Annotated in this window: 24 protein-coding genes; 5 read left to right on the top strand and 19 right to left on the bottom strand. The window is 62.8% G+C overall.

Annotated elements, in window-relative coordinates:
* The first annotated feature begins 112 nt into the window (after positions 1-112).
* A complete protein-coding gene (gene uvrB, locus O3301_RS09540) occupies positions 113-2,200 on the top strand; it encodes an excinuclease ABC subunit UvrB (protein WP_099667101.1) in 2,088 nt (695 codons plus the stop codon).
* A gap of 77 nt (positions 2,201-2,277) precedes the next feature.
* Here uvrB and O3301_RS09535 read toward each other — a convergent pair whose 3' ends face one another.
* Positions 2,278-2,904: a flavin reductase family protein gene (locus O3301_RS09535; RefSeq protein ID WP_305056219.1), complete on the bottom strand. Its 627-nt coding sequence runs from the start codon at positions 2,902-2,904 to the stop codon at positions 2,278-2,280.
* A 200-nt stretch (positions 2,905-3,104) separates the two neighbouring features.
* Here O3301_RS09535 and O3301_RS09530 point away from each other — a divergent pair, with 200 nt between their 5' ends.
* The 4 genes from O3301_RS09530 (at position 3,105) to O3301_RS09515 (ending at position 7,205) form a co-directional block, all read left to right on the top strand.
* A complete protein-coding gene (locus O3301_RS09530) occupies positions 3,105-4,166 on the top strand; it encodes an AI-2E family transporter (RefSeq protein ID WP_099667099.1) in 1,062 nt (353 codons plus the stop codon).
* A 293-nt stretch (positions 4,167-4,459) separates the two neighbouring features.
* Positions 4,460-4,924 carry a hypothetical protein gene (locus tag O3301_RS09525; RefSeq protein ID WP_143451500.1) on the top strand — a complete coding sequence of 155 codons (465 nt, stop codon included), beginning with the start codon at positions 4,460-4,462 and terminating at the stop codon, positions 4,922-4,924.
* 74 nt (positions 4,925-4,998) lie between these two features.
* The gene (locus O3301_RS09520; protein WP_305056218.1) at positions 4,999-6,426 is read left to right on the top strand and encodes a hypothetical protein; all 1,428 of its coding nucleotides are present in this window, start codon (positions 4,999-5,001) and stop codon (positions 6,424-6,426) included.
* Between the two features lie 119 nt (positions 6,427-6,545).
* Positions 6,546-7,205, top strand: coding sequence for a glutathione S-transferase family protein (locus O3301_RS09515; protein ID WP_305056217.1), 660 nt, complete (start codon positions 6,546-6,548; stop codon positions 7,203-7,205).
* Positions 7,206-7,211: 6 nt separating this feature from the next.
* Here O3301_RS09515 and O3301_RS09510 read toward each other — a convergent pair whose 3' ends face one another.
* From O3301_RS09510 to rlmN, 18 genes are all read right to left on the bottom strand, one after another.
* Positions 7,212-7,517 (bottom strand): NIPSNAP family protein, encoded by a 306-nt coding sequence (locus O3301_RS09510; RefSeq protein WP_034752016.1) that lies wholly within the window; start codon positions 7,515-7,517, stop codon positions 7,212-7,214.
* Positions 7,514-8,440 carry a WD40 repeat domain-containing protein gene (locus O3301_RS09505; protein ID WP_305056216.1) on the bottom strand — a complete coding sequence of 309 codons (927 nt, stop codon included), beginning with the start codon at positions 8,438-8,440 and terminating at the stop codon, positions 7,514-7,516. The genes O3301_RS09510 and O3301_RS09505 overlap by 4 nt, the downstream gene beginning before the upstream one ends.
* Positions 8,437-8,946, bottom strand: a complete 510-nt coding sequence (locus O3301_RS09500) for a GNAT family N-acetyltransferase (protein ID WP_305056215.1) — start codon at positions 8,944-8,946, stop codon at positions 8,437-8,439. Before O3301_RS09500 ends, O3301_RS09505 begins: the two co-directional genes overlap by 4 nt.
* A 67-nt stretch (positions 8,947-9,013) precedes the next feature.
* Positions 9,014-9,559, bottom strand: coding sequence for a phosphoribosyltransferase (locus O3301_RS09495; RefSeq protein ID WP_034752020.1), 546 nt, complete (start codon positions 9,557-9,559; stop codon positions 9,014-9,016).
* 66 nt (positions 9,560-9,625) lie between these two features.
* On the bottom strand, positions 9,626-10,939 hold the full coding sequence (locus O3301_RS09490; RefSeq protein WP_086147765.1) for an adenylosuccinate synthase: 1,314 nt from the start codon (positions 10,937-10,939) through the stop codon (positions 9,626-9,628).
* Positions 10,940-10,942: 3 nt separating this feature from the next.
* The gene (locus tag O3301_RS09485; RefSeq protein WP_305056214.1) at positions 10,943-12,103 is read right to left on the bottom strand and encodes an ATP phosphoribosyltransferase regulatory subunit; all 1,161 of its coding nucleotides are present in this window, start codon (positions 12,101-12,103) and stop codon (positions 10,943-10,945) included.
* 270 nt (positions 12,104-12,373) lie between these two features.
* Positions 12,374-13,261: a protease modulator HflC gene (gene hflC / locus O3301_RS09480; RefSeq protein WP_099667091.1), complete on the bottom strand. Its 888-nt coding sequence runs from the start codon at positions 13,259-13,261 to the stop codon at positions 12,374-12,376.
* Entirely contained in the window at positions 13,261-14,553 is a 1,293-nt protein-coding gene (gene hflK / locus O3301_RS09475) for an FtsH protease activity modulator HflK (protein ID WP_070254060.1), read from the bottom strand. The genes hflC and hflK overlap by 1 nt, the downstream gene beginning before the upstream one ends.
* A 2-nt stretch (positions 14,554-14,555) precedes the next feature.
* A complete protein-coding gene (hflX, locus tag O3301_RS09470; protein ID WP_251350515.1) occupies positions 14,556-15,779 on the bottom strand; it encodes a GTPase HflX in 1,224 nt (407 codons plus the stop codon).
* Positions 15,780-15,893: 114 nt separating this feature from the next.
* A complete protein-coding gene (gene hfq / locus O3301_RS09465; RefSeq protein ID WP_008450615.1) occupies positions 15,894-16,130 on the bottom strand; it encodes an RNA chaperone Hfq in 237 nt (78 codons plus the stop codon).
* A 227-nt stretch (positions 16,131-16,357) separates the two neighbouring features.
* A complete protein-coding gene (gene der / locus O3301_RS09460) occupies positions 16,358-17,704 on the bottom strand; it encodes a ribosome biogenesis GTPase Der (RefSeq protein WP_070221915.1) in 1,347 nt (448 codons plus the stop codon).
* A 4-nt stretch (positions 17,705-17,708) separates the two neighbouring features.
* Positions 17,709-18,854 (bottom strand): outer membrane protein assembly factor BamB, encoded by a 1,146-nt coding sequence (bamB, locus tag O3301_RS09455; protein ID WP_099667089.1) that lies wholly within the window; start codon positions 18,852-18,854, stop codon positions 17,709-17,711.
* An 85-nt stretch (positions 18,855-18,939) separates the two neighbouring features.
* The gene (locus tag O3301_RS09450; protein ID WP_099667088.1) at positions 18,940-19,608 is read right to left on the bottom strand and encodes a tetratricopeptide repeat protein; all 669 of its coding nucleotides are present in this window, start codon (positions 19,606-19,608) and stop codon (positions 18,940-18,942) included.
* Positions 19,609-19,662: 54 nt separating this feature from the next.
* Positions 19,663-21,024, bottom strand: a complete 1,362-nt coding sequence (gene hisS, locus O3301_RS09445) for a histidine--tRNA ligase (RefSeq protein ID WP_251350510.1) — start codon at positions 21,022-21,024, stop codon at positions 19,663-19,665.
* Positions 21,025-21,092: 68 nt separating this feature from the next.
* Positions 21,093-22,391 (bottom strand): flavodoxin-dependent (E)-4-hydroxy-3-methylbut-2-enyl-diphosphate synthase, encoded by a 1,299-nt coding sequence (gene ispG / locus O3301_RS09440; protein ID WP_251350508.1) that lies wholly within the window; start codon positions 22,389-22,391, stop codon positions 21,093-21,095.
* A 38-nt stretch (positions 22,392-22,429) separates the two neighbouring features.
* Positions 22,430-23,356, bottom strand: a complete 927-nt coding sequence (locus O3301_RS09435) for a helix-turn-helix domain-containing protein (protein ID WP_328573201.1) — start codon at positions 23,354-23,356, stop codon at positions 22,430-22,432.
* A gap of 67 nt (positions 23,357-23,423) precedes the next feature.
* Entirely contained in the window at positions 23,424-24,221 is a 798-nt protein-coding gene (gene pilW / locus O3301_RS09430; protein ID WP_305056212.1) for a type IV pilus biogenesis/stability protein PilW, read from the bottom strand.
* 11 nt (positions 24,222-24,232) lie between these two features.
* Positions 24,233-25,408, bottom strand: coding sequence for a 23S rRNA (adenine(2503)-C(2))-methyltransferase RlmN (gene rlmN / locus O3301_RS09425; protein WP_289904161.1), 1,176 nt, complete (start codon positions 25,406-25,408; stop codon positions 24,233-24,235).
* Between the last annotated feature and the right edge of the window lie 125 nt (positions 25,409-25,533).

Here is a 25,533-nt window from a genome sequence, read left to right as displayed (position 1 = left end):
GATAAGATTGGATTCGATTGGAAGCAGGTTCACAGCGGAGTTGTAGACAGCGCCCCAAAATACAACGCCAGGGCCGCCAGCAGAGCACTATTCTAACAAAGGTCTGATTCACATGCCCGAATTATCTACCGCCAGCGAGGCGGAAAGCGCAATTATCTCTTTCCCGGACTCCCCCTTCAAGCTGCACCAGCCCTTCCCTCCGGCCGGCGATCAGCCCACGGCGATCGCCCAGTTATCCGAGGGGATTGCCGACGGACTGGCCTTCCAGACGCTGCTGGGCGTGACCGGTTCCGGCAAGACCTACACCATGGCCAACGTCATCGCGCGCATGGGCCGGCCCGCCATCGTCTTCGCGCCGAACAAGACGCTGGCGGCGCAGCTGTACAGCGAGTTCCGCGACTTTTTCCCGCAGAACGCGGTCGAATACTTCGTCAGCTACTACGATTACTACCAGCCCGAAGCCTACGTGCCGCAGCGCGACCTGTTCATCGAGAAGGATTCGTCGATCAACGAACATATCGAGCAGATGCGGCTGTCGTGCACCAAGTCGCTGATGGAGCGGCGCGACGTCATCATCGTCGCCACCGTCTCGGCCATCTACGGTATCGGTAACCCGAACGAATACCACCAGATGATTTTGACCCTGCGCGTCAAGGACAGGGTCGCGCAGCGCGACGTCATCGCGCGCCTGATCCAGATGCAGTACACGCGCAACGAAGTCGACTTCGGCCGCGGCACCTTCCGCGTGCGCGGCGACACCATCGACATCTTCCCCGCCGAACATGCGGAACTGGCCGTGCGCCTGGAAATGTTCGACGACGAGATCGAATCGATCCAGCTGTTCGACCCGCTGACGGGCCGCGTACGGCAAAAGATCCCCCGCTTCACCGTGTATCCGGGTTCGCACTATGTGACGCCCCGCTCCACCGTGCTGCGCGCCGTGGAAACCATCAAGGACGAGCTGCGCGAACGCCTCGAATTTTTCCGCAAGGAGAATAAACTGATCGAAGAGCAGCGGCTGGAACAGCGCACGCGCTTCGACCTGGAAATGATGGCGGAAATCGGTTTTACGAAGGGCATCGAGAACTATTCGCGCCACCTGTCCGGCGCGCTGCCGGGCGAACCGCCGCCCACCCTGGTCGACTACCTGCCGCCCGACGCCTTGATGTTCCTCGACGAATCGCACGTGCTGACGGGCCAGCTGAGCGCCATGTACAACGGCGACCGCTCGCGCAAGACGAACCTGGTCGACTACGGTTTCCGCCTGCCGTCCGCGCTGGACAACCGGCCCTTGAAATTCGAGGAATTCGAGCAAAAGATGCGCCAGACCGTGTTCGTCTCGGCCACCCCGGCCGAATACGAAAAGACGCATTCCGACCAGGTGGTCGAGCAGGTGGTGCGTCCGACGGGCCTGGTCGACCCGCAAATCATCGTGCGCCCCGCCAGCAGCCAGGTGGACGACCTGATGTCGGAAATCGTCGAGCGCATCAAGAAGGACGAGCGCGTGCTGGTGACGACCCTCACCAAGCGCATGTCGGAGCAGTTGACGGAGTACCTGGGCGACCATGGCATCAAGGTGCGCTACCTGCACAGCGATATCGAGACGGTGGAACGCGTGGAAATCCTGCGCGACCTGCGCCTGGGCACCTTCGACGTGCTGGTGGGGATCAACCTGCTGCGCGAAGGCCTGGACTTGCCGGAAGTGTCGCTGGTGGCCATCCTCGACGCGGACAAGGAAGGCTTCCTGCGCTCCGAGCGCAGCCTGATCCAGACCATCGGCCGCGCCGCGCGCAACCTGAACGGCACGGCGATTTTGTATGGCGACCGCATCACGGACTCCATGCGCCGCGCCATCGACGAGACGGAACGCCGCCGCGCCAAGCAGATCGCCTTCAATACGGCCAACAACATCATCCCGATCGGCGTGAAGAAATCGATCCGCGAAATGATCGATGGCGTCTACAGCCCGCAGGAAGCGCGCGAAACCCTGCAAGTGGCGCAGGAAGCGGCGAAGTTCGAAGCCATGAGCGAAAAACAGGTCAGCAAGGAAATCAAGCGCCTGGAAAAACTGATGGTCGACCACGCCAAGAACCTGGAGTTCGAAAAGGCGGCGCAGGTGCGCGACCAGCTGCACATCCTCAAGCAGCAGCTGTTCGGCGCACCGGGCACCGACAACGTGGCGTCGATACTGGGCAAGTAAATGTCACGCCATGCGTGGGGGCTGGCCGGTCGCGCATGCCATTGCGTCATGCAGCAACAGCGCCCCGCCTCGCCCGTTCAGGGATAGCCGGGCCGGCGCATGCGGAACAGGCTGTCCGGTCCGATCTCGAAATAATCGGCCGGACCGCCGCCGCGCAATATCGGCGCGGCGGCGGCCGTGTCGTACACGCCATCGGTCAACAGGTGGCGCGCGATATGCACGCCCACCACTTCCCCCAGCACCAGCCAGCTGCCGACACCGTCCCCGTTCGCGCCCTGCAGTTCGATGATCTGCGTGCGCCGGCATTCGAAGGAGACGGGGCTTTCGGCCACGCGCGGCACGTTGACGAGACGCGAGGCGGCCGGCGTCAGGCCGGCCAGCGCGAATTCGTCGACTTCGGGCGGCGCCGGCGCGCAGCTGGCATTCATGGCCTCGGCCAGCGGACGCGTCGCCAGGTTCCACACGAATTCGCCCGTTTGTTCGATATTGCGCAAGGTATCCTTGCGGCCGATGCTGGAAAATCCGATCAGCGGCGGATGGTAATTGAAGGCGTTGAAAAAGCTGTACGGCGCCAGGTTGAGCACGCCCTCGCCGCTGCGCGAGGCGATCCAGCCGATGGGCCGCGGCCCCACGATGGCGTTGAACGGGTCATGCGGCAAGCCATGGCCCTGTGCGGGTTCATAAAAGTGAATGGGGTCAAGCACGCGCGCTCCTGCAGTCAAAGGAAGTCAAGACGCCCGGGATGGAACGCCTGGAACGACAGCTTACTGGAATTGCCGCCACCGCGTTGCCGGCCCACCGGCGCCAGGTGCGTTCGCGCACGCAGCATGACAATTGTATGGCGCGCCGCCGCACGCCTCGCTTATGATGGGGCAACTCAACCCCGATCATTGCGCCACCGCCCATGCCTACCCTCACGCTGCACCAGAAAGTGTTCTTGCTCCTCCTCAGCGTCGTCACCATCGGCTTCGGCTGGATACTGGCGCCCTATGCGGGCGCCATCTTCTGGGGTGTCGTCCTGGCGATCCTGTTCGCGCCCGTGTACCGCTGGCTGCTGCGAAAAACCCGGGGCCGCGCCGGCGTGGCGTCGCTGCTGACCTTGCTGCTGATCATCGTCATCGTGATCCTGCCGCTGTCGCTCATTTCCGTGTCGCTGGTGAACCAGGCGGCCAGCGTCGTGGAAATGGTACGTTCGGGTGAAATCACGGTCGCCATGTTCTTCGATAAGATCATGGCGGTGCTGCCGCAATGGCTGATCAACTTGCTCGACCGCTTCAACCTGACCAGCCTGGCCAGCCTGCAGGACAAGCTGGCCGAGGGCGCCACGCAGGTGAGCCAGGTGGTGGCGGTGAAAGCCATCAATGTGGGTCTGTACACCTTCGAATTCCTCACCAGCCTGTGCATCATGCTGTACCTGCTGTTTTTCCTGATGCGCGATGGCTCAGCCCTGTCGGCCCGCATCAAGGGCGCCGTGCCGCTGAGCCGCAAATACAAGCAACGCCTGTTCACCAATTTCACCACGGTGATCCGCGCCACGGTGAAGGGCAACATCCTCGTGGCGATTGCCCAGGGCGCCCTCGGCGGCCTGGCATTCTGGTTCCTCGACGTGCCCGCGCCCCTGCTGTGGGCCGTGCTGATGGCCTTCCTGTCGCTGCTGCCGGCCGTCGGCGCCGCCCTCGTCTGGGCCCCCGTTGCCGTCTACTTCCTGGCCACGGGCGCCATCTGGCAAGGCGCAGGCCTGGCCGCCTTCGGCGTCTTCGTCATCGGCCTGGTCGACAACGTGCTGCGCCCCGTTTTGGTGGGCAAGGACACCAAGATGCCCGACTACGTGGTGCTGCTGTCGACCGTGGGCGGCATGGCCCTGTTCGGCCTGAACGGCTTTGTCATCGGCCCCGTGGTGGCGGCCCTGTTCATCGCCTCGTGGGATCTGTTCGTCTCGGCCAGCGAATTCCAGGCCGAGGATTGAAGCGTGGCAATCGGGAGCGTCAGCACCCCATCCGGCAAAAATAATGGCGACGGAAGCCGGCTTGCCGGCGGCGCCACTTGCGCTTCCTGAAACAGGCCGGAACAGCCTGGCGGCAGAGTGCCCGCCAGCGCTGACCAGGCTCGGCAACTATCCACATGAGACCGCATTTCCCATCATTTACCATGATGCAACAGTGTGTATTTAGCAACAGATGCAAAAATATAGTTTTTGACGCAGCAGGTGCCGCGGCGTAGTGTCGGTCGTCCCGACAACCACGTAATGAGGAGCCTCCCATGGCAAATCCACTGTGCTTAATGATGCCGGCGCTGCCCGGCACCAATCCGACCGCCATCGCCGCAACATTGCTGGAATACCAACCGAAGATCAACGCCGCCCTTACCACTATCGGTACCGTGCACTTTGCCCGCTTTACCCTGCTTGACCGCTCCCAGCCCAATCTGCTGCCCAACATTCAATCGGCGGGCACTTCCGATAGCCTGGTCATCGGCGTGATCACCGAGTATGACGGCAACTTCAACGACTACATCGAAGATTTCGTGGGCGAACTGGGCGAGGTATTCGACGCGCTGCTGCAATTTGTCGTGGGCGGCAAGGCGCTGATTCCTGTGGCTAACCATGTGGCTGCATTTGAAGCCTTCATCACGGCCAACGACGCCGCGCAGCACGTGCCCAATAACGGCCTGTACAGCGCCTATCCGCAGACCGTCCAGAAAATCATCGCCGCATTCCGAACCTGAGCCGAAAGCCACGCCGGGGCTGCGCAAGCGGCCCCACCACCCTGCCAGCCACCACCCCAGCCCCCGGAGACAGCATGGCCGATTCCACCATCGATTACGACGACGTGCAAGGCACGATCCTGCGCGGCTACCGCGTCAACCTGGCGCGCCATTTCATCTTCAGCATCACGGATGCGGCGCAGGCACGGCGCACCATCGCGGCCCTGCTCGACGGCAGCGACGGCTTGCCGTCCATTACCACCGCGCGGCACATCCACCCCAAGCCGCCCTGCTTCCTGAACCTCAGCTTTACCGCGCCCGGCCTGTCGGCGCTGGGCGTTGCCGCGACCGACCTCGCCACCTTTGACCAGGCATTTCAACGGGGCGCGGCCGATCCGGCCAGCGTCAATGCCGTAGGCGACGTGGGCGACAGCGCCCCCGAGCACTGGCTCGGCAACCTGGGGCCGGCTACCCAGCATGGCCAGGTGCATGCGCTGCTGAGCCTGTGGGTCAGCGAATCGACGGAAGTGCTGCAGGCGACCTCGGCCACACTACGCCGCGCCTTTGCCGCCGGCTGGCGCGAACTGTATGCGCACGACGGCGTGGCCCTGCCAGACAACCGCGTGCATTTCGGCTACCGCGACAGCATCGCCCAGCCGGACGTCGATGGCGCCCCGCAGCGCAAGCGCGAGCATGACCCTGATCCGCTCAACAGCGTCAAGACGGGGGAATTCCTGCTCGGCTATCCGAATGAAAACGGCGGCACCTACGCGGTGCAGCCGCCGCAACTGTCCACCAATGGCAGCTATGCCGCCTTCCGCATCCTGGAGCAGGACGTGCCCCTGTTCGACAGCATCCTGAGCCAGGGCGCGGCCAGTTCCGGGCTCACGACCGAAATGGTGGCCGCCAAGATGTGCGGGCGCTGGCGCAACGGCAATCCGCTCGTGCTCAGGCCGGACGAGGCCGGGCCCGTGCTGCCGGACGCCAGCCTGAACCGCTTTCACTATGTCGATGCGCAGCCGGACCTCGATGACACGCTGGGCCTGAAATGCCCGATCGGCGCGCATATCCGGCGCAACAATCCGCGCGACGAAGCCGTCGTGGGCGCTCCCTCCCGCCACCACCGCATCGTGCGGCGCGCCATGCCCTATGGCAGCGAATATGATCCGGCAGCCCCCATCGCGGAGCAGCGCGGCCTGGTCGGCTATTTCATCAATGCCAGCCTGCGCAATCAGTTCGAATTCCTGATGAAGCAATGGAACAATGACGATGCCTTCGTCAAATCGGCCGTCGGCCCGGCCGGTCCCGAGGCGGGCGATGCCACGTTCAACATCAGCGGCCAGGACGTGTTCCTGGGCATCAACGACCCGGCCGTCAGTTCCTTCACCTTGCCCGGCGTGGGCGCCAAGGGAAGCGGCAATACCGAACTGCAGCATTTCTCGCGCAGCGTCATCACACGTGGCGGCGTGTATTGCTTCTTCCCCAGCATCACGGGATTGCGCTACCTGGCGAACCTCGGCTAGGCGGGCGCGCCACGGCGGCAAGCGGGAACGGCGCGTACCGCTTGCATTGATCCTGTCATTGCACTATCGTTGGCACACGCGCGTGTTACCAACCTTTCACAATGACAGGAGTTCCCACCGTGTCGCTGATCCTCTACGGCCATCCCTTTTCCTCGTACACGCAGAAGGTACTCATCGCGCTGTACGAGAACGCCATCCCGTTCGCCTTCCGCTGCCTGGCGCCGGACATGCCCCAGCACCTTCAAGAGTGGCTCGAGCGCTGGCCACTGCGCAAGTTTCCGCTGCTGGTGGACGGCGAGCGCAACATCGCCGAGACCAGCATCATCATCGAATACCTGCAACTGGCCCATCCGGGTCCGCTGCGCCTGCTGCCGGACGACCCGATGCAGGCGCTGGACGTGCGTTTTCTCGACCGCTACTTCGACCTGCACGTCATGACACCCGTACAGCATGCCGTCAGCGCCGCCCTGACTGGCGACCCGGCAAAGACCCATGAAGGCCGCGCGTTTGCCGGCGAAAAGCTGGACCTGGCCTACGCCTGGCTGGAACAGCACCTGGCCGGCAAGACGTGGGCCGCCGGCGACCACTTCAGCCTGGCCGACTGCGCCGCCGCCGCCGCGCTGTTCTACGCGGACTGGACGCAGCCGATTCCCGCAACGCTGCCCCTGCTGCGCGCCTACCGCGCGCGCCTGCTGGCCCGTCCTTCGTTCGCCCGCGCGGTGGAGGAGGCACGTCCGTACCGCCACCTCTTCCCCCTGGGTGCGCCGCAGCGCGATTGACCCCGTTCAGGCAAACACGGGACGGAAAAAACTGCGCTCATAGCTGACGATGCAGCGCGTCTCTTCCGCATAGCGGAAGGCGGCCTGGCATTCGGCGTCCTGCATCGAGTCGCTGCGGTATTGCTCGTACAGGGCCAGGCTGGGGAACGAGAACATGGCCAGCGCCACGTTGCTGGCGCCTTCGGATGGCAAAAAATAGCCGTGGTGCTGGCCGCCGAAGCGTTCGACGAGCGGTATCCACAGTTTGCCGTAGGCTTCGAATTCCCGCAATTTATATGGGTCGATGATGTAACGCAAATAACAGGTAATCATGCGGTTTCCTTGTGAAGATTCAGATCCGTCAGCATGCCGGACTCCCAGGAGCCGATGGCGGCCAGTGGCGTGCCAGGCAAGAAGTCCAGCGCGCAGGGATAGGCAATGGCGTGTTCGGCAAGCACGCCGAGTCCCGGCCAGCCGTAGAACAGCAGCTTGCCCTTGCCGATGCGGCCCAGCGCGCCGCCGTCGGGCAGCCAGCGCAAGGCGTCGCCCGTGCCGCCGCCCGCCTCCACGGCCACCGTGGCCAGCCGGCGGCCATCGTCCAGCGCATGCACGGACAGACACTCTTGGCCGTCAGCGTAATGCAGCACGGCCAGGAGTGTGCCATCGGGCGACGGCGCGCACGACGCCAGCTTCGGCAGCGACAGCACCACGCGGCCGGCGCCCGCCTGCAGCGGCCAGTCCCACACGCTGCAATAGTCGGGCGGCTGCACTTGCCCCTCTTCCACCGATTTGACGCCATGCAGGAGCAGCAAACGCCGCCCGTCATCGATAGCCCACATGCCGCGCAGCATCTCGCGCGCGTGCGCCTGCGTGGAGAGCATCTCGCCCGTTTGCGCGTCGCGCACCCGCAGGCGGCCATCCCAGCCGCCGTCGGCAAGATACTGCCCGCAAGGCGACCACGCGGGACCGCAGCCTTCGCCCTCCTTCTTGTTCTGTAAGTTCAGCAGCAACTGGCCAGCGAGGGCATCCACCACAACCATCTGGCCCGTCGTACTCTTGATGGCCAGCCGGCTGCCGTCGGGCGAAAAGGCCATGTCCGACATATGCGCGATGAATTTGCCGCGCCACAGCTTCTGGCGCGCCGCCACGTCCCACAGGACCAGGTCGCGTCCCAGCACGGCCAGGCGCGTGCCGTCGGGCGAAAAGCGCACGCCATAGCTGCAGCCCAGCTTCAGGGGCTTCGGCCTTGCCGTCATGGGCGCACCAGCCGGTACACGACGCTATCGAGGTCGTAGTGGCGCTCCATGCCCACGTACTGCATGCCCAGGCGCGTCATGACCTTGATCGAGGCGGCATTGTCCGGGTGGGCCACGGCCACCACTTCGGGCGCGCCGACGACGTCGAAGGCATGCGCGACGATGGCATTGGCCGCCTCGCTGGCGTAGCCCTTGCCCCAGCCGGACCGCGCCAGGCGCCAGCCGATTTCGTGCGGCTGCGCCTTGTCGCCGCCGATATGCTGCAGGCAGGCCAGCCCCACCAGCACCTCATCTTCGGTGCGGATCAAGGCCCACCACGAATAGCCCCATTCGACCCAGCGCCCCATGATGCGGGCAACGGCAGCACGTGTATGTTCCTCCGTCTCCGGCTGGCCCGCATTGAGGTAAGTCATCACTTCGGTATCCGAGTTCATGGCGTGCATGGCGTCGTAATGCTTCTCGGTGACGGGTTCGAGGCGCAGGCGCGCCGTGTGCAAGATGGTCATGGCATTTCCTTGGACGAAAAAAAAGACGATACACGATCGTCTTTTTTTAGCAAGAGTGCACGCAAAATTACTTGCCTGCTTCGCCCTTCTTGATCCACGCCGCCAGCTGGTGCGGGCGCAGGCCGTCGTAGTCTTCGAACGGCTGGTGGATCCACGGATTGTGCGGCAGTTCGTCCAGGAAGTAGTCGGGACGCACGACGGAGCAGCCTTTCAGCCAGATCACGGCCGATTTGACTTCGGTCACGTCAGGGAAGTTTTCCTTCAGGTGACGCGTGACCTTGTCCAGGGTGACGCCGGAATCGGCCAGGTCGTCGACCAGCAGGATGCGGCCGGCCAGCGGGCCCTTGGTCATGGTCATGTACTTGGCGATATCGAGGTCGCCGCGCACCGTGCCCGCGTCTTCGCGGTAGGAGCTGGTCGACAAGATGGCCAGCGGCAAATCAAAAATGCGCGAGAAAACGTCGCCGGGACGCACGCCGCCGCGCGCCAGGCACAGTACCTGGTCAAATTTCCAGCCCGATTCGTAGACCTTGAGCGCCAGGCGCTCGATCAGGCGGTGGTATTCTTCCCAGTTGACCCAGAGATGTTGATCGTTCGATTGTGGGGTAGTCATGATAGTGGAATCTTATTATTAGCGTGATTAAAAAAATCCGCCTTGCGGCGGATTGTGTCCAGCAGCTTACTCGAATGGGTGGCGCAGTACGATCGTTTCTTCACGATCCGGACCGGTCGAAACCATGTCCACCGGTACGCCGACCAGTTCTTCGATGCGCTTGATGTAAGCGCGGGCCGTTGCCGGCAGGGCCGCCAGCGATTTGGCGCCGACCGTGCTTTCCGTCCAGCCTGGCATCTCTTCGTACACCGGTACGCAACGGGCGGCTTCTTCGGCGCCCGATGGGAAGATGTCCGTGGCCACGCCGTCGATGGTGTAGCCGGTGCACAGTTTCAAGGTTTCGATACCGTCCAGCACGTCCAGCTTGGTCAGGCACATGCCCGTCACGCCGTTGATCTGCACGGAGCGGCGCAGCAGGGCGGCGTCGAACCAGCCGCAGCGGCGGGCGCGGCCCGTCACGGTGCCGAATTCATGGCCGACCTGCGCCAGGTGGTGACCGACGCCCGCATCCGTTGGCAGTTCCGAAGGGAACGGGCCGGAACCGACGCGCGTCGTGTAAGCCTTGGTGATGCCCATGATGTAGTGCAGCATGCCAGGACCGACGCCCGAACCGGCGGCGGCATTGCCGGCCACGCAGTTCGACGAGGTGACGAACGGATAGGTGCCGTGGTCGACGTCAAGCAGGGAACCTTGCGCGCCTTCGAACAGCAGGTTCGCGCCAGCCTTGTGCGCCTTGTACAGCGCGCTCGACACGTCGGTGACCATCGGACGCAGACGCGGCACATAGGCCAGCGCGTCGTCGAGGGTCTTCTGGTAATCGATGCGCGGAGCTTTCAGGTAGTGCTCCAGCACGAAGTTGTGGTAATCGAGGTTTTCCGCCAGTTTTTCGGCGAAACGGGCTTCGTTCAGCAAGTCGGCGACGCGGATGGCGCGGCGCGCCACCTTGTCTTCGTAGGCCGGGCCGATGCCCTTGCCCGTGGTGCCGATCTTGGCCGCGCCGCGCGCCGCTTCACGGGCCAGGTCGAGTGCCGAGTGGTAAGGCAGGATCACCGGTGCGGCGTCCGACACTTTCAGGCGCGAGGCGACTTCGACGCCGACGGCTTCCAGCTTGTCGATTTCGCGCAGCACGTCCGGCACGGAAACGACCACGCCGTTACCGATGTAGCAGGCGACGCCTGGGCGCATGATGCCCGACGGGATCAGCTGCAGCGCGGTTTTCACGCCGCCGATGACCAGCGTGTGGCCTGCATTGTGGCCGCCCTGGAAGCGCACCACACCCTGGGCGTGATCGGTCAACCAATCGACGATCTTGCCTTTACCTTCATCGCCCCATTGGGTGCCGATGACAACAACGTTCTTTGCCATAATTTTCTTTGACATCACTCAACCTAAGTTTTTAAGAATCCAGCTACTACCATTATCGGCAAGTACCAGCACGCGATCGCACTCGAACTCGTCTTGTTCATTACTGTGACCCGGCATACTCTGGATCACGACCTCGCCCGCCTTGCGCAACTCGGCGATTTTTTCCTTCAATTCTGGCGCGCTGCCCCACGGCGCGCGGATCGAATGCTTCCGTTCCGCGGTCGGCAACAGGCGCGCCAGTTCGCGCAAATCGAGCGAGAAGCCGGTCGCGGGACGAGCCCGGCCGAACGCTTCGCCGACGTGGTCATAACGGCCGCCGCGCGCAACCGCGTTCGGCAAGCCAGGTACATACAGCGCAAACATCGCGCCACTTTCATATTGGTAGCCGCGCAGGTCGGCCAGGTCGATCGCCACTTCGGCGCGGCCCAGGGCGGAACCGGCCAGCGCGGCCAGTTCGGCCAGCGCCTTGAGCACGCCCGGCAGCGGCGGCAGCACTTCGCGCGCACGCGCCAGCACGTCGATATCGCCATACAGGTTCGGCAGGGCCAGCAGCGCATCGCGCGTCACCGCGTCGTAGCCGGCCGTCAGCTCGCGCAAGCCCGGCGCATCTTTTGCGCGCAGCAGGGTGTACAGCGCAGCCTCGTCGCGCACGGCAGCGGCGTCTTGCGCAATGATAGCGCGCAACAGGCCGACGTGCGACAAATCCAGGCGGACCGCGTCGAAACCGGCCAGTGCCAGCGAAGCGAGCGCCAGTTCCTGGATCTCGGCATCCGCTTCCAGGCCGGCATGGCCATAGATTTCGGCGCCGATCTGCAGCGGCTCGCGCGTGGCGTGCAGGCCCGACGGACGGGTATGCAGCACGCTGCCGGCGTAGCACAGGCGGGTGACGGTGGCACGGTTGAGCAGGTGCGCGTCGATGCGCGCCACTTGCGTCGTCATGTCGGCGCGCAGGCCAAGCATGCGGCCCGACAGCTGGTCGACCAGCTTGAACGTGCGCAGGTCGGTATCCTTGCCAGCGCCAGTCATCAGCGATTCCAGATACTCGAGCAGCGGCGGCATGACCAGTTCATATCCGTACAGACGGAAATTATCCAGCATGAGGCGGCGCAGCTCTTCGATCTTGCGCGCTTCCGACGGCAGAACATCGGCAATATTTTCGGGCAAAAGCCAATTCGGCATGAGGGAGCGAGATACGGAAGAAAGTTGAAAAAATGCATCATGCGAGGCAGCGGCGGGCGCGCCAGGCAAGAGGCCGAACCTGATATTTTACGCGAAAACACGGGCCTTTAGGGATAAGTTGTCCGAAACGCTGCCGCACAGCCCTAAAAACACCGCATTTTACGCCTTCCCGCAACAGCATGCCGGGCACAAAAAAACGGGGCCGGCATTCACGCCGGCCCCGCTGCTGCCGCACCCGACCTTGCGGCCGGGAGCAGTCTGGATGCTGCCTTACTTCTTGGCCGGACCGGCTGCGCCGCCACCCTTGAAGTACTTGAAGAATTCCGAACTCGGATCGACCACCATCACGTCGCCCTTGTCCTTGAACGTGGCGCGGTAGGCTTCCAGGCTACGGTAGAACTTGTAGAACTCCGGATTCTTGCCAAACGCTTCCGCATAGATCTGCGATGCCTTGGCATCGCCCTCGCCGCGGATCTTCTCGGCTTCGCGATACGCTTCGGCCAGGATCACCGTGCGCTGCTTGTCGGCGTCGGCGCGGATTTTTTCGGAGTCGGCCGAACCGGTCGAACGCAGCTCATTGGCCACGCGCACGCGCTCGGACTTCATGCGCTCATACACGGAGTTGTTGATCTGCTCGACGTAGTCGACGCGCTTCAGGCGCACGTCGACGATTTCCACGCCGATGGCCTTGGCTTCCGCCGACACCTTCGCCAGGATCGCTTCCATCACCTTGCCGCGCTGGCCCGAGATCACTTCGCGCACGGTGCGCTTGGTGATTTCATCGTTCAGCGCCGCCTTGACGATTTGCGACATGCGGTTGCGGGCCGGCTTTTCATCGCCGCCAAAGCTGCGGAAATACAGCCGTGGATCGGCGATGCGCCATTTCACATACGCGTCGACGAGGATGTTCTTCTTCTCGGCCGTAATGAAGCGTTCCGGCTCCGGCGTATCCAGGGTCAGGATGCGCTTGTCCAGGTACAGCACGTTCTGGAACGGCGGCGGCAGCTTGAAATACAGGCCCGGCGTGCTGATGACTTCCTTGACTTCGCCGAGGGCGAAGACGACCGCATATTTACGCTGGTCGACCACGAACACGGTCGAGGACAAGAGCATGATCGCGATAAAGCCCGCGATCAGGGCGGCTACGATACGGTTCATTAGCGGCTCTCCCGTTCACGCGAAGAGCGGCTGTCGCGGCGCGTATTGACTTCTACTGTCGGCATGGCTTCCTGTGGCAAAACGGTGTTGGCTGCGGGTGTCGCGGCAGCACGGGCGGCGGCAGCGGCAGCGTCGGTGGCAGCCGTCTGGGCGATCAGCTTGTCGAGCGGCAGGTACAGCAGATTGCTGCCCGTCTTCGCGTCGACCATGACCTTGCTGGCACTGCTGAACACTTGCTGCATCGTCTCGAGGTACATGCGGTCGCGCGTGACGACCGGAGCCTTCTGGTACTCGACCAGCACCTGCTTGAAGCGCGAAGCATTACCGGCGGCGTTCTCGGTCACCATCGCGCTGTACGCGGCAGCTTCCTCCATCAGCCGGAATGCGGCACCGCGGGCTTTTGGAATGACGTCGTTGGCGTAAGCCTGGCCTTCATTCTTCTGGCGTTCGCGGTCCTGGCCTGCCTTGACGGCATCGTCGAAGGCGGCTTGCACCTGCTCCGGCGGCTGCACGGCCTGCATCGTCACGTTGGTGATGACGGCGCCGACCTTGTAGCGGTCGAGGATCTGCTGCATCAGCTGCTGCGTATCGTAAGCCACCTTTTCGCGGCCTTCGTACAGCACGAAGTCCATCTTGCTGCGACCGACCACTTCGCGGATCGCCGTTTCGGCGACCTGGCGCAGGGTGTCTTCCTGGTCGCGCGTGTTGAACAGCCACGCGACCGGGTCTTTCAGGGTGTATTGCACCGCGAACTGGATGTCGATGATGTTTTCATCGTCCGTCAGCATCAGCGATTCGCTGGCCTGCTTGTTGCGCAGCGACTGGCGGTAACCCACTTCCACCGTGCGCACCTGCGACACATTGACGGTTTCGTCGGTCTGGAACGGGTACGGCCAGCGCCAGTTGAAACCGGCCGGCGTGGTGTGGCTGTACTTGCCGAACGTGAGCACGACGCCGTTCTGGCCCTCTTGCACGATGAAGGCGCCGCTGGCGAGCCAGATGAAGACGGCGATCACGCCGACCACGCCGGCGGTGATGCCGGCGCCCTTCATGTCGGGACGCGGACCACCGCCGCCGCCGTTGTTATTGCCGCCGTTGTCGGGACGGTTCTTCTGTCCGAAAAAGGCGTTCAGGCGCTGATTGAAATCGCGCCACAACTGATCGAGGTCCGGCGGACCTTCGCCGGGCTTTTTGCCTTCTTGGGCTTTCTTGCCGTCGTCCTTGCGATTGCCCCAGCGGGGATCGTTCAGGGACAACTTCAAGCCTGTTTTTTTGAGTAGGGAGACAAGCATAACTATCGTGTTCCGACTTGGGAGTGGGTGGAAATCCTATCGTCCTCGCCAGGCTCTTCGTCCTGGTCCGGGGCGGCGCCATCGTGCTGGTCGTACTGACCGTCAAACTGATCTTCCTGCAGTGCTTCATCGTTCTGGTACAGGTGGGCCGAACCGGGCGCCTTCCTGGCCATCTCGACTATCGCATCGCGCAGCAGGTCGAGCCCGCTGCCCTTCTGCGCACTGACGAACACGCGACTGATCGTAGCATATTCATCGCGCTCCACCGAAGGCTCCAGCCCGGCCGCATCGATCTTGTTCCACACGAGGATTTGCGGAATATGATCGGCGCCGATCTCTTTCAAGACCAGGTTGACCTGCTCGATCTGCTCCATGCGCACCGGCGACGCGGCGTCGACGACGTGCAGCAGCAAATCGGCATGGATGGTTTCTTCGAGCGTGGCGCGGAAGGCCGCCACCAGCTGATGCGGCAATTCGCGCACGAAGCCGACCGTGTCGGAGATCACCACATTGCCCACGTCCTGGCCCAGGTAAACCCGGCGCGAGGTGGTGTCGAGGGTGGCGAACAACTGGTCGGCGACATACACGCCGGCCTTGGTCACGGCATTGAACAGCGTCGACTTTCCGGCATTGGTATAGCCGACCAGGGACACGGAAAATGTGTGATTGCGGCCGCGCGCGCGGCGCTGCGTTTCGCGCTGCTTGTGCAGCTTTTCCAGGCGCGCGCGCAAGGCCTTGACGCGGTCGCCGATCAGCCGGCGGTCGGTCTCGAGCTGCGTCTCGCCGGGACCGCGCAAGCCGATACCGCCCTTTTGCCGCTCAAGGTGGGTCCAGCCGCGGATCAGGCGCGTGGCCAGATGCTGCAGCTGGGCCAGCTCGACTTGCAGCTTGCCCTCGTGGCTCTTGGCGCGCTGCGCGAAGATGTCGAGGATCAGGCTGGTACGGTCGAGCACGCGCACATTCAGGCGCTTTTCCAGATTGCGCTGCTGTGCTGGCGAGAGGGCATGGTTGAAGATGACGATTTCCAGGCCATCGTTGACGACGACGTCGCCAATTTCATCGGCCTTGCCGCTGCCGACGAAATACGCGGAATCCGGACTGGAACGCTTGGCCGTGATGGTGGAAATCGGGTCGGCGCCAGCCGAACGCGACAACAGCATGAGTTCCTCCATGCTGGCGGCGAAGTCGCTGTGACCGAAGTCAACCCCGACTAGTGCCGCGCGCATGATGGCAACTGATGAGTTGTGGCGGACGCCGACGCCGATGCAAACGCATCAGCGCCGCTGGCGCTGACGGGGGCGATGGAGGGTGAAAGGCGCTGGGCCGTCAAGCTCAACGCTTTACTCCGCTTCAGATTCAATATTGAGATTGACGGCACGGGCCGGCACCACTGTCGAGATGGCATGCTTGTACACCATCTGTGTCACCGTATTGCGCAGCAATACGACATATTGATCGAACGATTCGATATGGCCCTGCAATTTAATGCCATTGACCAGGTAGATCGAGACAGGAACATGCTCTTTGCGTAATGCATTGAGGAATGGGTCTTGTAACAGTTGCCCTTTGTTGCTCATAACAGCTCCGTTGTTTATGTTGTTGTGTAAGAATTGGAGGCGACTCGCTTGATTTCAAGTGCTCTCACACCTTTCAAAGAAAGAAAGATGCGTCATAGCTACTGTAACCTGTTTTCGCGATCGCTGTCGCGCATGGCGCATTAACACTTTATTATTTCCGTGCAAAAGCCATTGAATTGGCTGTCGGCGCCGCATTATCTCTGCGGCGCCTTAATATGCACTTAATTTTACTTGCTTGGCGTGCGTGCGAACGGGTTTTTACCCGTGCGCAATTCGATACGCAGCGGCGTGCCGACCAGCGCAAACGTATCGCGGAAATGTTTTTCCAGATAGCGTTTGTAAGGATCGCCGACGGCGTCGAGCGCATTGCCGTGAATGACGATCACAGGCGGGTTCATGCCGCCCTGGTGGGCATAACGCAGCTTCGGACGAATCGAGCCCTTGCGGCGCGGTTCCTGCTTCTCCACGGCCTCGATCAGGGCGCGCGTCAGCTTCGGCGTCGACAGGTCGCACATGGCGGCTGCATACGCGGCGTTGAGCGATTTCATCAGCGGACCGATGTTGGTGCCCTTCAGCGCGGAAATGAAATGCATTTGCGCGAACGACAGGAAATCGAGCTTGCGGTCGATATCGATCTTGATTTCATCGCGCTGGTGCGATTGCAAACCATCCCATTTATTCACGGCCACGACCAGCGCGCGGCCCGATTCCAGGATAAAGCCGGCGATATGCGCATCCTGCTCGGAAATATCTTGCTGCGCGTCAAGCATCAGCACGACCACGTTGGCTTCGGAAATCGACTGCAGGGTTTTCACCACCGAGAATTTCTCGATCGCTTCAAACACCTTGCCGCGGCGGCGGATACCGGCCGTGTCGATCAAGGTGTATTGCTGGCCGTCGCGCTCGAACGGGATTTCGATCGAATCGCGCGTCGTGCCCGGCATGTCGAAGGCGATCACGCGCTCTTCGCCCAGCAGGGTGTTGATCAAGGTCGACTTGCCCACGTTCGGACGGCCGACGAGGGCGATCTTGATGCCGCGGTCGGTCTTTTCCAGCTCTTCAGGCTCATCCGGACGCTGCGCGAACGCCAGGTCCAGCATCACTTCGACGAGGTCGTTGACGCCGTCGCCGTGCGCCGACGAGATCGCATACGGATCGCCCATGCCCAATTCATAGAATTCGGACACGACGGCCGTGTAGCGCATGCCTTCGCTTTTGTTGACCACCAGCAAGACCGGGCGGCCGCTCTTGCGCAGGAAGTCGACGATGGTCTTGTCATGCGGGGTCAGGCCCTGACGGCCGTCCACGATGAATACCACCACGTCGGCCTCGGCCACGGCCTGCTTGGTCTGCAGTGCCATCTGGTGCATGATGCCTTCCTTGGCGACGGGTTCGAAACCACCCGTATCGATGACCAGGAAGGGACGTTCGCCGACACGGCCTTCGCCATAGTGACGATCGCGCGTCAACCCAGGCAAATCCGCCACCAGCGCATCGCGCGAGCGGGTCAGACGATTGAATAAAGTCGATTTCCCAACATTGGGTCGACCTACTAGTGCAATTACCGGCTTCATTGTATTACTCGACCGCGAGAGCGGTCACTGTCCCTGATTGGGTTTGAAAAATCAAATTCGAACCGGCAACAACGGGAGCCGAAACAATCGGGCTACCGTCGGTGCTGACACGACCTATTAATGCGCCATCTTCCCGTGACAGGAAGTGGATATAACCTTGATAGTCGCCGACGGCGACGCTGCGGCCGTAGGAGGCCGGCGTCGACAGGCGGCGGCGCGCCAGCGCCTCATTCTTCCAGGCGCTCTGGCCGCCTTCGCGGCTGAACGCCACCACGGCGCCCTGGTCATCGGCAACAAACACGAAACGCTGGTCGACGGCCACGCCCACATCGGACGAGATCGGCTTGGTCCAGCGCGGCACGCCCGTGGCGGCATCGAAGCAGCCTGCCTTGCCCTGGTACGTGACGACGCACACTTCGCCTTCGAACGCCACCGGCGTGCCGGCGATGTCGGAGACGCGCTCCAGTTCGGTAGCGCCGCGCGGTTCGCTGACGACGATCTCCCAGCGTACCACACCGGTGGCCGCCGTCAGTGCCAGCAGCTTGCCGCCCGGCTGGGCCACGTAGATATTCGCGCCGCCCAGCACCATGCCCGGCGCATTGCGCAAGGTCAAGGCCGGCGTGGCGCGCTGCACCGTCCACTTGCGCTCGCCCGTCTTGGCGTCGAAGCCGACGATGCGGTTGTCCACGCTGCGCACCACGACCACGCCCTGCCCCACGACGGGCGCCGTCAATACTTCGCTGGACGCCTGCGCCTTCCACAGTTGCTTGCCATCGGCGTCGAACGCCAGTACGGCGCCCTTGGCGGCGCCCACGGCCACCAGCGCGCCATCGCTGCCGGCGCTCGAGGTGATGTCGCTGCCGGCCTTGATGCGCCACGTTTCACGGCCGCTGGCCGCATCCAGGCGCGCCAGCGCGCCATCCGCATTGACCACGTACAGGCTGTTGCCGGCCAGCGCAGGCGTAAACGCGTACACGCCGGCCTTGCCGATCGAATACTTCCAGGCGTCGCGCACGGCGATGCTCGATTTTAACTCGACCAGCTTGGCCGGTTCGACTTTCGGATCTTTCGAGGCGAACGGGTTCCAGGACGAGCAACCGGCCATCAGGGCCAACAGACTTGCAGCTACCAGCTTTTCAGTGACACGCATAAGTGTTATCCAACCTTTTTCTTGTACTTGTAAGGGCAAGGCCGGCGACGTATAACGCCGCGCAGCCACGCCATCAGTGTTCCTGTCAGGCGGCAGCCTTGTCAGCCTTGGCCTTGTCTTCCGGTACCGTACCGCCGATCGCTTCCAGTTTGACCTGGATCAATTGACGGCCTGGATTGTTCTTGTCCGTCGCGGCCAGCGCGGCCAGGTAAGCCGTGCGTGCCTCGGCCAGCTTGTTTTGCGCCACCAGGACGTCGCCCTTGCGGTCGGCCACGGCGCCGGCAAATTGCGCCACGGAAGCCGTCGCCAGCACTTTCAGCGCTTCATCGTAGGCTTTTTCATCCAGCAGGACGCCGGCCAGGCGCAGCTTGGCGATGGATTTGTACTCTTCCGTGCCATGCTCGGCCACCCATTGCAGCTGGGTCTTGGCCGTTTTCAGGTCATTCGCATCGAATGCCACCTTGGCCGCGGACAGGGCGCTCATCTGTGCATACGCCGTGCCGCTGAAACGCGATTGCATGTCGCCGGCCGCGCGCATCACCTTGGCCGTGTCCTTGGCGGCGATGGCGTTTTGCAGTTCGTCGTACAGCTGGCCCGCTTGCGCAGCCTGCGTGCGCTGGTAGTACTGCCAGCCGGCCCAGCCGCTGTAGCCTGCCAGCGCCACGATCAGGACCCAGGAGGTCAGATTGCCATTGCGCTGCCACCAGGCCTTGAGGGTTGCCAGTTGTTCTTGTTCTTCGTGATCGTATGCCATGGGTCGTCAGTTTTAATGAGTAGTTGATCGAGGGTAGAACGGTATTGCGTCAAATCAATGGTGATGATGCACGTGGCCGCCAGGACCGTGGTCATGGCCGCAATCGTGGTCGCCGATGATCTGGTCCACCACGTAGTCGACGACATCGTCGAACGGCACCGTGTTCTGTTGCGCACCGGCATCGGCTTCGCGCATGGCTTTCACCGTCGCGACGTTATTGGCGATTTCATCGTCGCCCATGATCACGGCAAACGCCGCGCCGCTGGCATCGGCTTTTTTCATTTGCGTCTTGAAGCTGCCGCCGCCGTTGCTCGCTGCGCAATGTAGCACAACGTCCAGGCCCGCATCGCGAATCCGCTCGGCCAGCACGAAGGCTTGCAAGCCCGCCTGCTCGCCCTGGTGCACCAGGTAGACGTCGCACTGGGCCGGGGCTTCCGGTTCGGCCGCATCCTTCATCAGCAGCACCAGGCGTTCCACGCCCATGCCGAAACCGACGGCGGGCGTCGATTTGCCGCCGAACATTTCCACCATGCCATCATAGCGGCCACCGGCGCAGACCGTGCCTTGCGCGCCCAGCTTGTCGCTGACCCACTCGAACACGGTGCGGTTGTAGTAGTCGAGGCCGCGCACCAGGCGTGGATTGATGGTGAACGGAATGTTGTTGTGGTTCAAGATCTTCTGCACGCCGTGGAAGTGGGCCAGCGATTCCTCGCCCAGGTAGTCCAGCAGCTTCGGCGCACCGTTGACCAGGTCCTGCATGGCAGGGTTCTTGGTGTCGAGGATGCGCAACGGATTGCTGTGCAGGCGGCGCTTGGCTTCTTCGTCGAGCAGCTCGCTGTGGCTTTCCAGGTAGGCGATCAGGTCGGCGCGGTGGCGCAGGCGCTCGGCCGCGTCGCCGATCGAATTCAGTTCCAGGCGGATGCCTTCCAGGCCCAGGTCATCCCACAGGCGGCGCGACAGCATGATGATTTCCGCGTCGATATCCGGGCCCGTAAAACCGATGGCTTCCACGCCGAACTGGTGGAACTGGCGGTAGCGGCCTTTTTGCGGGCGCTCGTGGCGGAACATCTGGCCCTTGTACCACAGGCGTTTCGGGCCTTCGTAGACCAGGTTGTGCTCGACCACGGCGCGCACCACGCCGGCCGTGCCTTCAGGGCGCAGGGTCAGGTTGTCGCCGTTCATCGAATCGGTGAACGAATACATTTCCTTTTCAACAATATCGGTCACGGCGCCGATGGCGCGCGCGAACAATTTCGTTTCTTCCACGATCGGCGTGCGGATTTGCTGGAAGCCATAGCTTTGCAGCACGGATTGCGCCGTATTTTCAAACAATTCCCACAGCGGGGCGTCGGCGGGCAGGATATCGTTCATGCCTTTGACTGCGGTGATCTTATCGGCTTTTTTATTTTCTGACATGGTATCTACTTTATTAGCTACGATTGCTGTTCAATTTTGGGCTTATTGAGGAGTATAGGCTTGCAAGCCTATACCGCTACGCTGGCGAGCGACATGTCGCTCGAAACCCCAGCTACGCCATAGTGACTCTTTACATAATTCAAGACGATGTCCTGGAATTCCTCGACGATGCGTTCGCCGCGCAGGGTGACGACTTTTTCGCCGTCGACAAACACGGGCGCGGCCGGCGACTCGCCCGTGCCGGGCAAGCTGATGCCGATGTTCGCATGCTTCGATTCGCCGGGACCGTTGACGATGCAGCCCATGACGGCCACGTTCATCGCTTCCACGCCCGGATACGACTTTTTCCACTCCGGCATCTGCTCGCGCAGATACGTCTGGATGTTGTCGGCCAGCTCCTGGAAGGTGGTCGACGTCGTGCGGCCGCAACCGGGACAGGCGATCACCATGGGCGCGAACTTGCGCAAGCCCATGGTTTGCAGGATTTCCTGGCCGACGATGACTTCGCGCGTGCGGTCGCCGCCCGGTTCCGGGGTAAGCGAAATGCGGATGGTGTCGCCGATGCCCTCTTGCAACAGCACGGCCAGGGCCGCCGTCGAAGCGACGATGCCCTTGCTGCCCATGCCCGCTTCCGTCAAGCCCAGGTGCAGCGGATAGTCGCAGCGCTGCGCCAGCTCGCGGTACACGGCGATCAGGTCCTGCACGCCAGAAACCTTGCACGACAGGATGATCTTGTCGCGCGCCAGGCCCAGCTCTTCGGCGCGCACGGCGTTTTCAATGGCCGACGTCACCAGCGCTTCATACATGACGGCTTGCGCCGGCCACGGTTCGGCGCGGCCCGCGTTTTCATCCATGATGCGCGCCAGCAAGGCCTGGTCCAGGCTGCCCCAGTTCACGCCGATGCGCACCGGCTTGTCGTAACGGCAAGCCGCTTCGATCATTTGCGCGAATTGCGTGTCGCGCTTGGCGCCCTTGCCCACGTTGCCCGGATTGATGCGGTACTTCGACAGCGCGCGCGCGCAATCGGGGTAATCGTTGAGCAGGGTATGGCCGTTATAGTGAAAATCGCCCACCAGCGGCACGTCGATGTCCATCTTGTCGAGCTGCTCGCGGATGTAGGGCACGGCCGCGGCCGCTTCCGGACGGTCCACCGTCAGGCGCACCAGTTCCGAACCGGCACGCGCCAGTTCCTTGATCTGGATCGCCGTGCCGATGGCGTCGGCCGTATCCGTGTTCGTCATCGACTGCACCACCACGGGGGCGTCGCCGCCCACCCAGATCTGGCGCTGGCCGTGCGCGATCAGCACCTTGCGGCTGTCGCGCCGGCCGGATGGACCGGAGCCGATCGCTGTTTTCGAGGTAGCCATAATATTATCTTCTGAGTTTGCGTGAACGATTACTGCAATTATTTGATGCTGACACGGGAAATCGTGCCGCCGGCAACGGTCGGCAAGTCCAGCTTGGCGCCGCGCAAAGTTGCCTGCACGACACCAGGCTTGCCCACCACCAAGGTGGCCGGACCGGTGATGTCAAACGTTTCCGTGCTGCCCGCCTTGACCATGCGCGAAATCAGCGGCGAGGTGCCGGGACGGCGAATTTCCACCCAGGAATCTTGCTCCACCTTCAGCACCAGCGCATTCGCGCCCACGGCAGCCGCCGGCGGCGTGACGGCGGCCGTGGCCGCTGGCGTCACGGCTGGCGTCGTTGCCAGCGCAGCTGCTGGCGGCACGGCGGCGGCCGGCGCCGAAGCGATGGCGGAGGCCGGTGCGCCCGTCTGCGTATCGTTGCCTGGCGGCGGCGGCACGGAAATCAGGGGCACGGACGGCGACTGCACGGGCGTCAAATCCTGGCCCGGCTTGATCAGGGTCGTTTCCACGGGGCCCACTTCCGCATGCGCCGCTTCTTTCTCGACATGCGCGGACAGCAGGCTGGCCGGCACATAACCGAGTTTATAGGCGCCAAAGGCGGCCGCCACGACGACAGCCACGGCGCCGGCGATCCAGAGGGGAGTCTGGTTCGACGAACGCTGCGTCATCGACGGGAAGCGCGATTCGGAAAACGTGGCGGAAATCTCGCGCCGCACGGGCGCGGCCGGGTCTTGCGCCGGCGCCGGATGGACTTCGATCATGGCCACCAGCGGCGCCGCGTCGAGGCGCACCACCTTGGCGTAGGCGCGCACGAAACCGCGCACCACGGCCACGTTCGGCAAGGCCGCCATGTCGCCCTCTTCCAGCGCGATCACCTGGCGCGGCGCCAGCTTGAGCTGGTCGGCCACCTGTTCCACCGGCCAGCCCAGCGCTTCGCGCTGCGCCTTCAACTGTGCGCCTGCCAACGCAAGATTGCCCTGGGGCTGCTGCTGAGGCGTTTCTGCCCACTCTGAATTCATTGGTATCCCTGTCTCACTCATCAAACGCCCCATTTTGATAAGCAGCATATTCGGGGGAGCCGGAATGGTGGTTGCGCAAATGCGCCCCCAGGCCAGCTTCCGCACCCGCATCCCCGAGCTTATGCTGCACCTTGATCCCGAGCCACAGCACATCGGCCGTCTGGCTCTCCATTGTTGCTATCCTGCCGAGCCGCTGCAAATAATAAGCCGCTTGCCGGTAGTCTTGCTGTTGGTAATACACGCGCACCAGGCCGGCGTTCGTCACTGCCACGTCCGGTGCGATGCGCACGGCGCGCATCAAATATGCGCCCGCACGCGGGTAATCGTTCAGGGCCAGGCTGCAAGCGCCCCCATTGTTGAGCGCTTTTTCCGGCGAGACATACGCCGCATCGGCCAAGGCCGCATCGAAATACGCCAGCGATTGCGCGGCGCGTCCCGTCTGGCACAAAAACAGGCCGTAATTATTGCTCAACTCAGGATTGTGGGGCGCAAGGCGCAAAGCGTAAAGGAAATCTTTCTCAGCAGGCACAGTTTGCCGCTGGGCCGCGAGGATCAGGGCGCGCACGCCATAGGCTTGCGCATCGTTCGGCGCCAGTTGCACGGCTTGTTCCGCTTCCGCCAGGGCCACGTCGAGCTGACCTTGCGCATAATACGCGCTGGCCAGCTGCAGGCGCAGCGCGGCACGCTCCCGGGTACTCGCCAGCGCCTCCTGGCGCAAGGCGGCGCCCGCATCGACGGGAGCGGAAGCACAGCCGACCAGCAGCACGGCCAGGCAAACAGCGGCCACAGCAAGCGAGCGTTGGTAAGCCATGCCTTCCCTCATCAGGAGCGGATTTCCACGATCTTGCCGAAATTGGCGCCAAATTTCTGTTGATACTCCGTCATCTTTTCCATGCGCTCCTGCACCCGCGTGCGGTCCTTGACTTCGCCGGCCAGCTGGCCGCAGGCCGCATCGATATCGTCGCCGCGCGTCTTGCGCACGGTGGTGATGATGCCGCCATCCATCAGCACCTGGGCAAAGGACTTGATGCGCGGGTTTTTCGAGCGGAACAGGCCCGACTCGGGGAAGGGATTGAACGGGATCAGGTTGAACTTGCAGTTCACGCCGAACTCGCGGTCTTGCACCAGCGCCAGCAGTTCGCGCGCGTGCTCGTCGCTGTCGTTGACGCCGTCCAGCATGCAGTATTCGAAGGTAATGAAATCGCGCGGGGCGAATTCCAGGTAGCGCTTGCAGGCCGCCATCAATTCCTTCAGCGGGTATTTCTTGTTCAGTGGAATCAAACCGTCGCGCAAGGCATCGTTCGAGGCGTGCAGCGAGACGGCCAGGGCCACCGGCACTTCCTGCGACAGCTTGTCCATCATCGGCACCACGCCCGACGTCGACAGGGTCACGCGGCGGCGCGACAGGCCGTAGGCGTTGTCGTCGAGCATCAATTTCAGGGCCGTGACGGTCGGTTCAAAGTTCAGCAGGGGCTCGCCCATGCCCATCATCACCACGTTGGTGATCTGGCGCTCGCCTTTCGGGCCCGGCTCGATGCCCTTGGTGCGGCGCAATTCGAATTCGGCCATCCACAGCTGGCCGATGATCTCGCCCACGGACAGGTTGCGATTGAAGCCTTGCTTGCCCGTCGAGCAGAAACGGCAGTTCACGGCGCAGCCGGCCTGGGTCGAGATGCACAGGGTGCCGCGGTTTTCTTCCGGAATGAACACGGTTTCCACGGCATTGCCATTGCCCACGTCGACCAGCCACTTGCGCGTGCCATCCGTCGACGTATGGTCGCTGATGATGGCCGGGGCGCGCACTTCGGCGCGCGTGGCCAGCTTGTCGCGCAGCGACTTGGCCAGGTCCGTCATGGCGTCGAAATCGGAAGCGCCGAACTGGTGTATCCAACGTTGCAATTGTTTCGCACGAAACGGTTTCTCTCCCAACTCGGCGCAGTAGGCGATGAGTTGCGCGGGATCAAGGTCCAGCAAGTTGGTGAGGGTCGTCGTATTCATGATCATGTCTATTCTAAAAATCCGTCCCCGCGCGCATCCGGAGCGAAAACTCCACAGCGCAGCGGGAACAGGGGGTGATAAGTTATTTCACAGATAACGCCAGGAAATAACGTTATCTAAGGCAA

Origin of the sequence: Janthinobacterium sp. SUN211 (assembly GCF_030587315.1) — a bacterium.
In the GTDB taxonomy this organism is placed as follows: domain Bacteria; phylum Pseudomonadota; class Gammaproteobacteria; order Burkholderiales; family Burkholderiaceae_D; genus Janthinobacterium; species Janthinobacterium kumbetense.
Note: the sequence above shows the minus strand (reverse complement) of the source record. Positions and strands in the feature narration are given on the sequence as shown.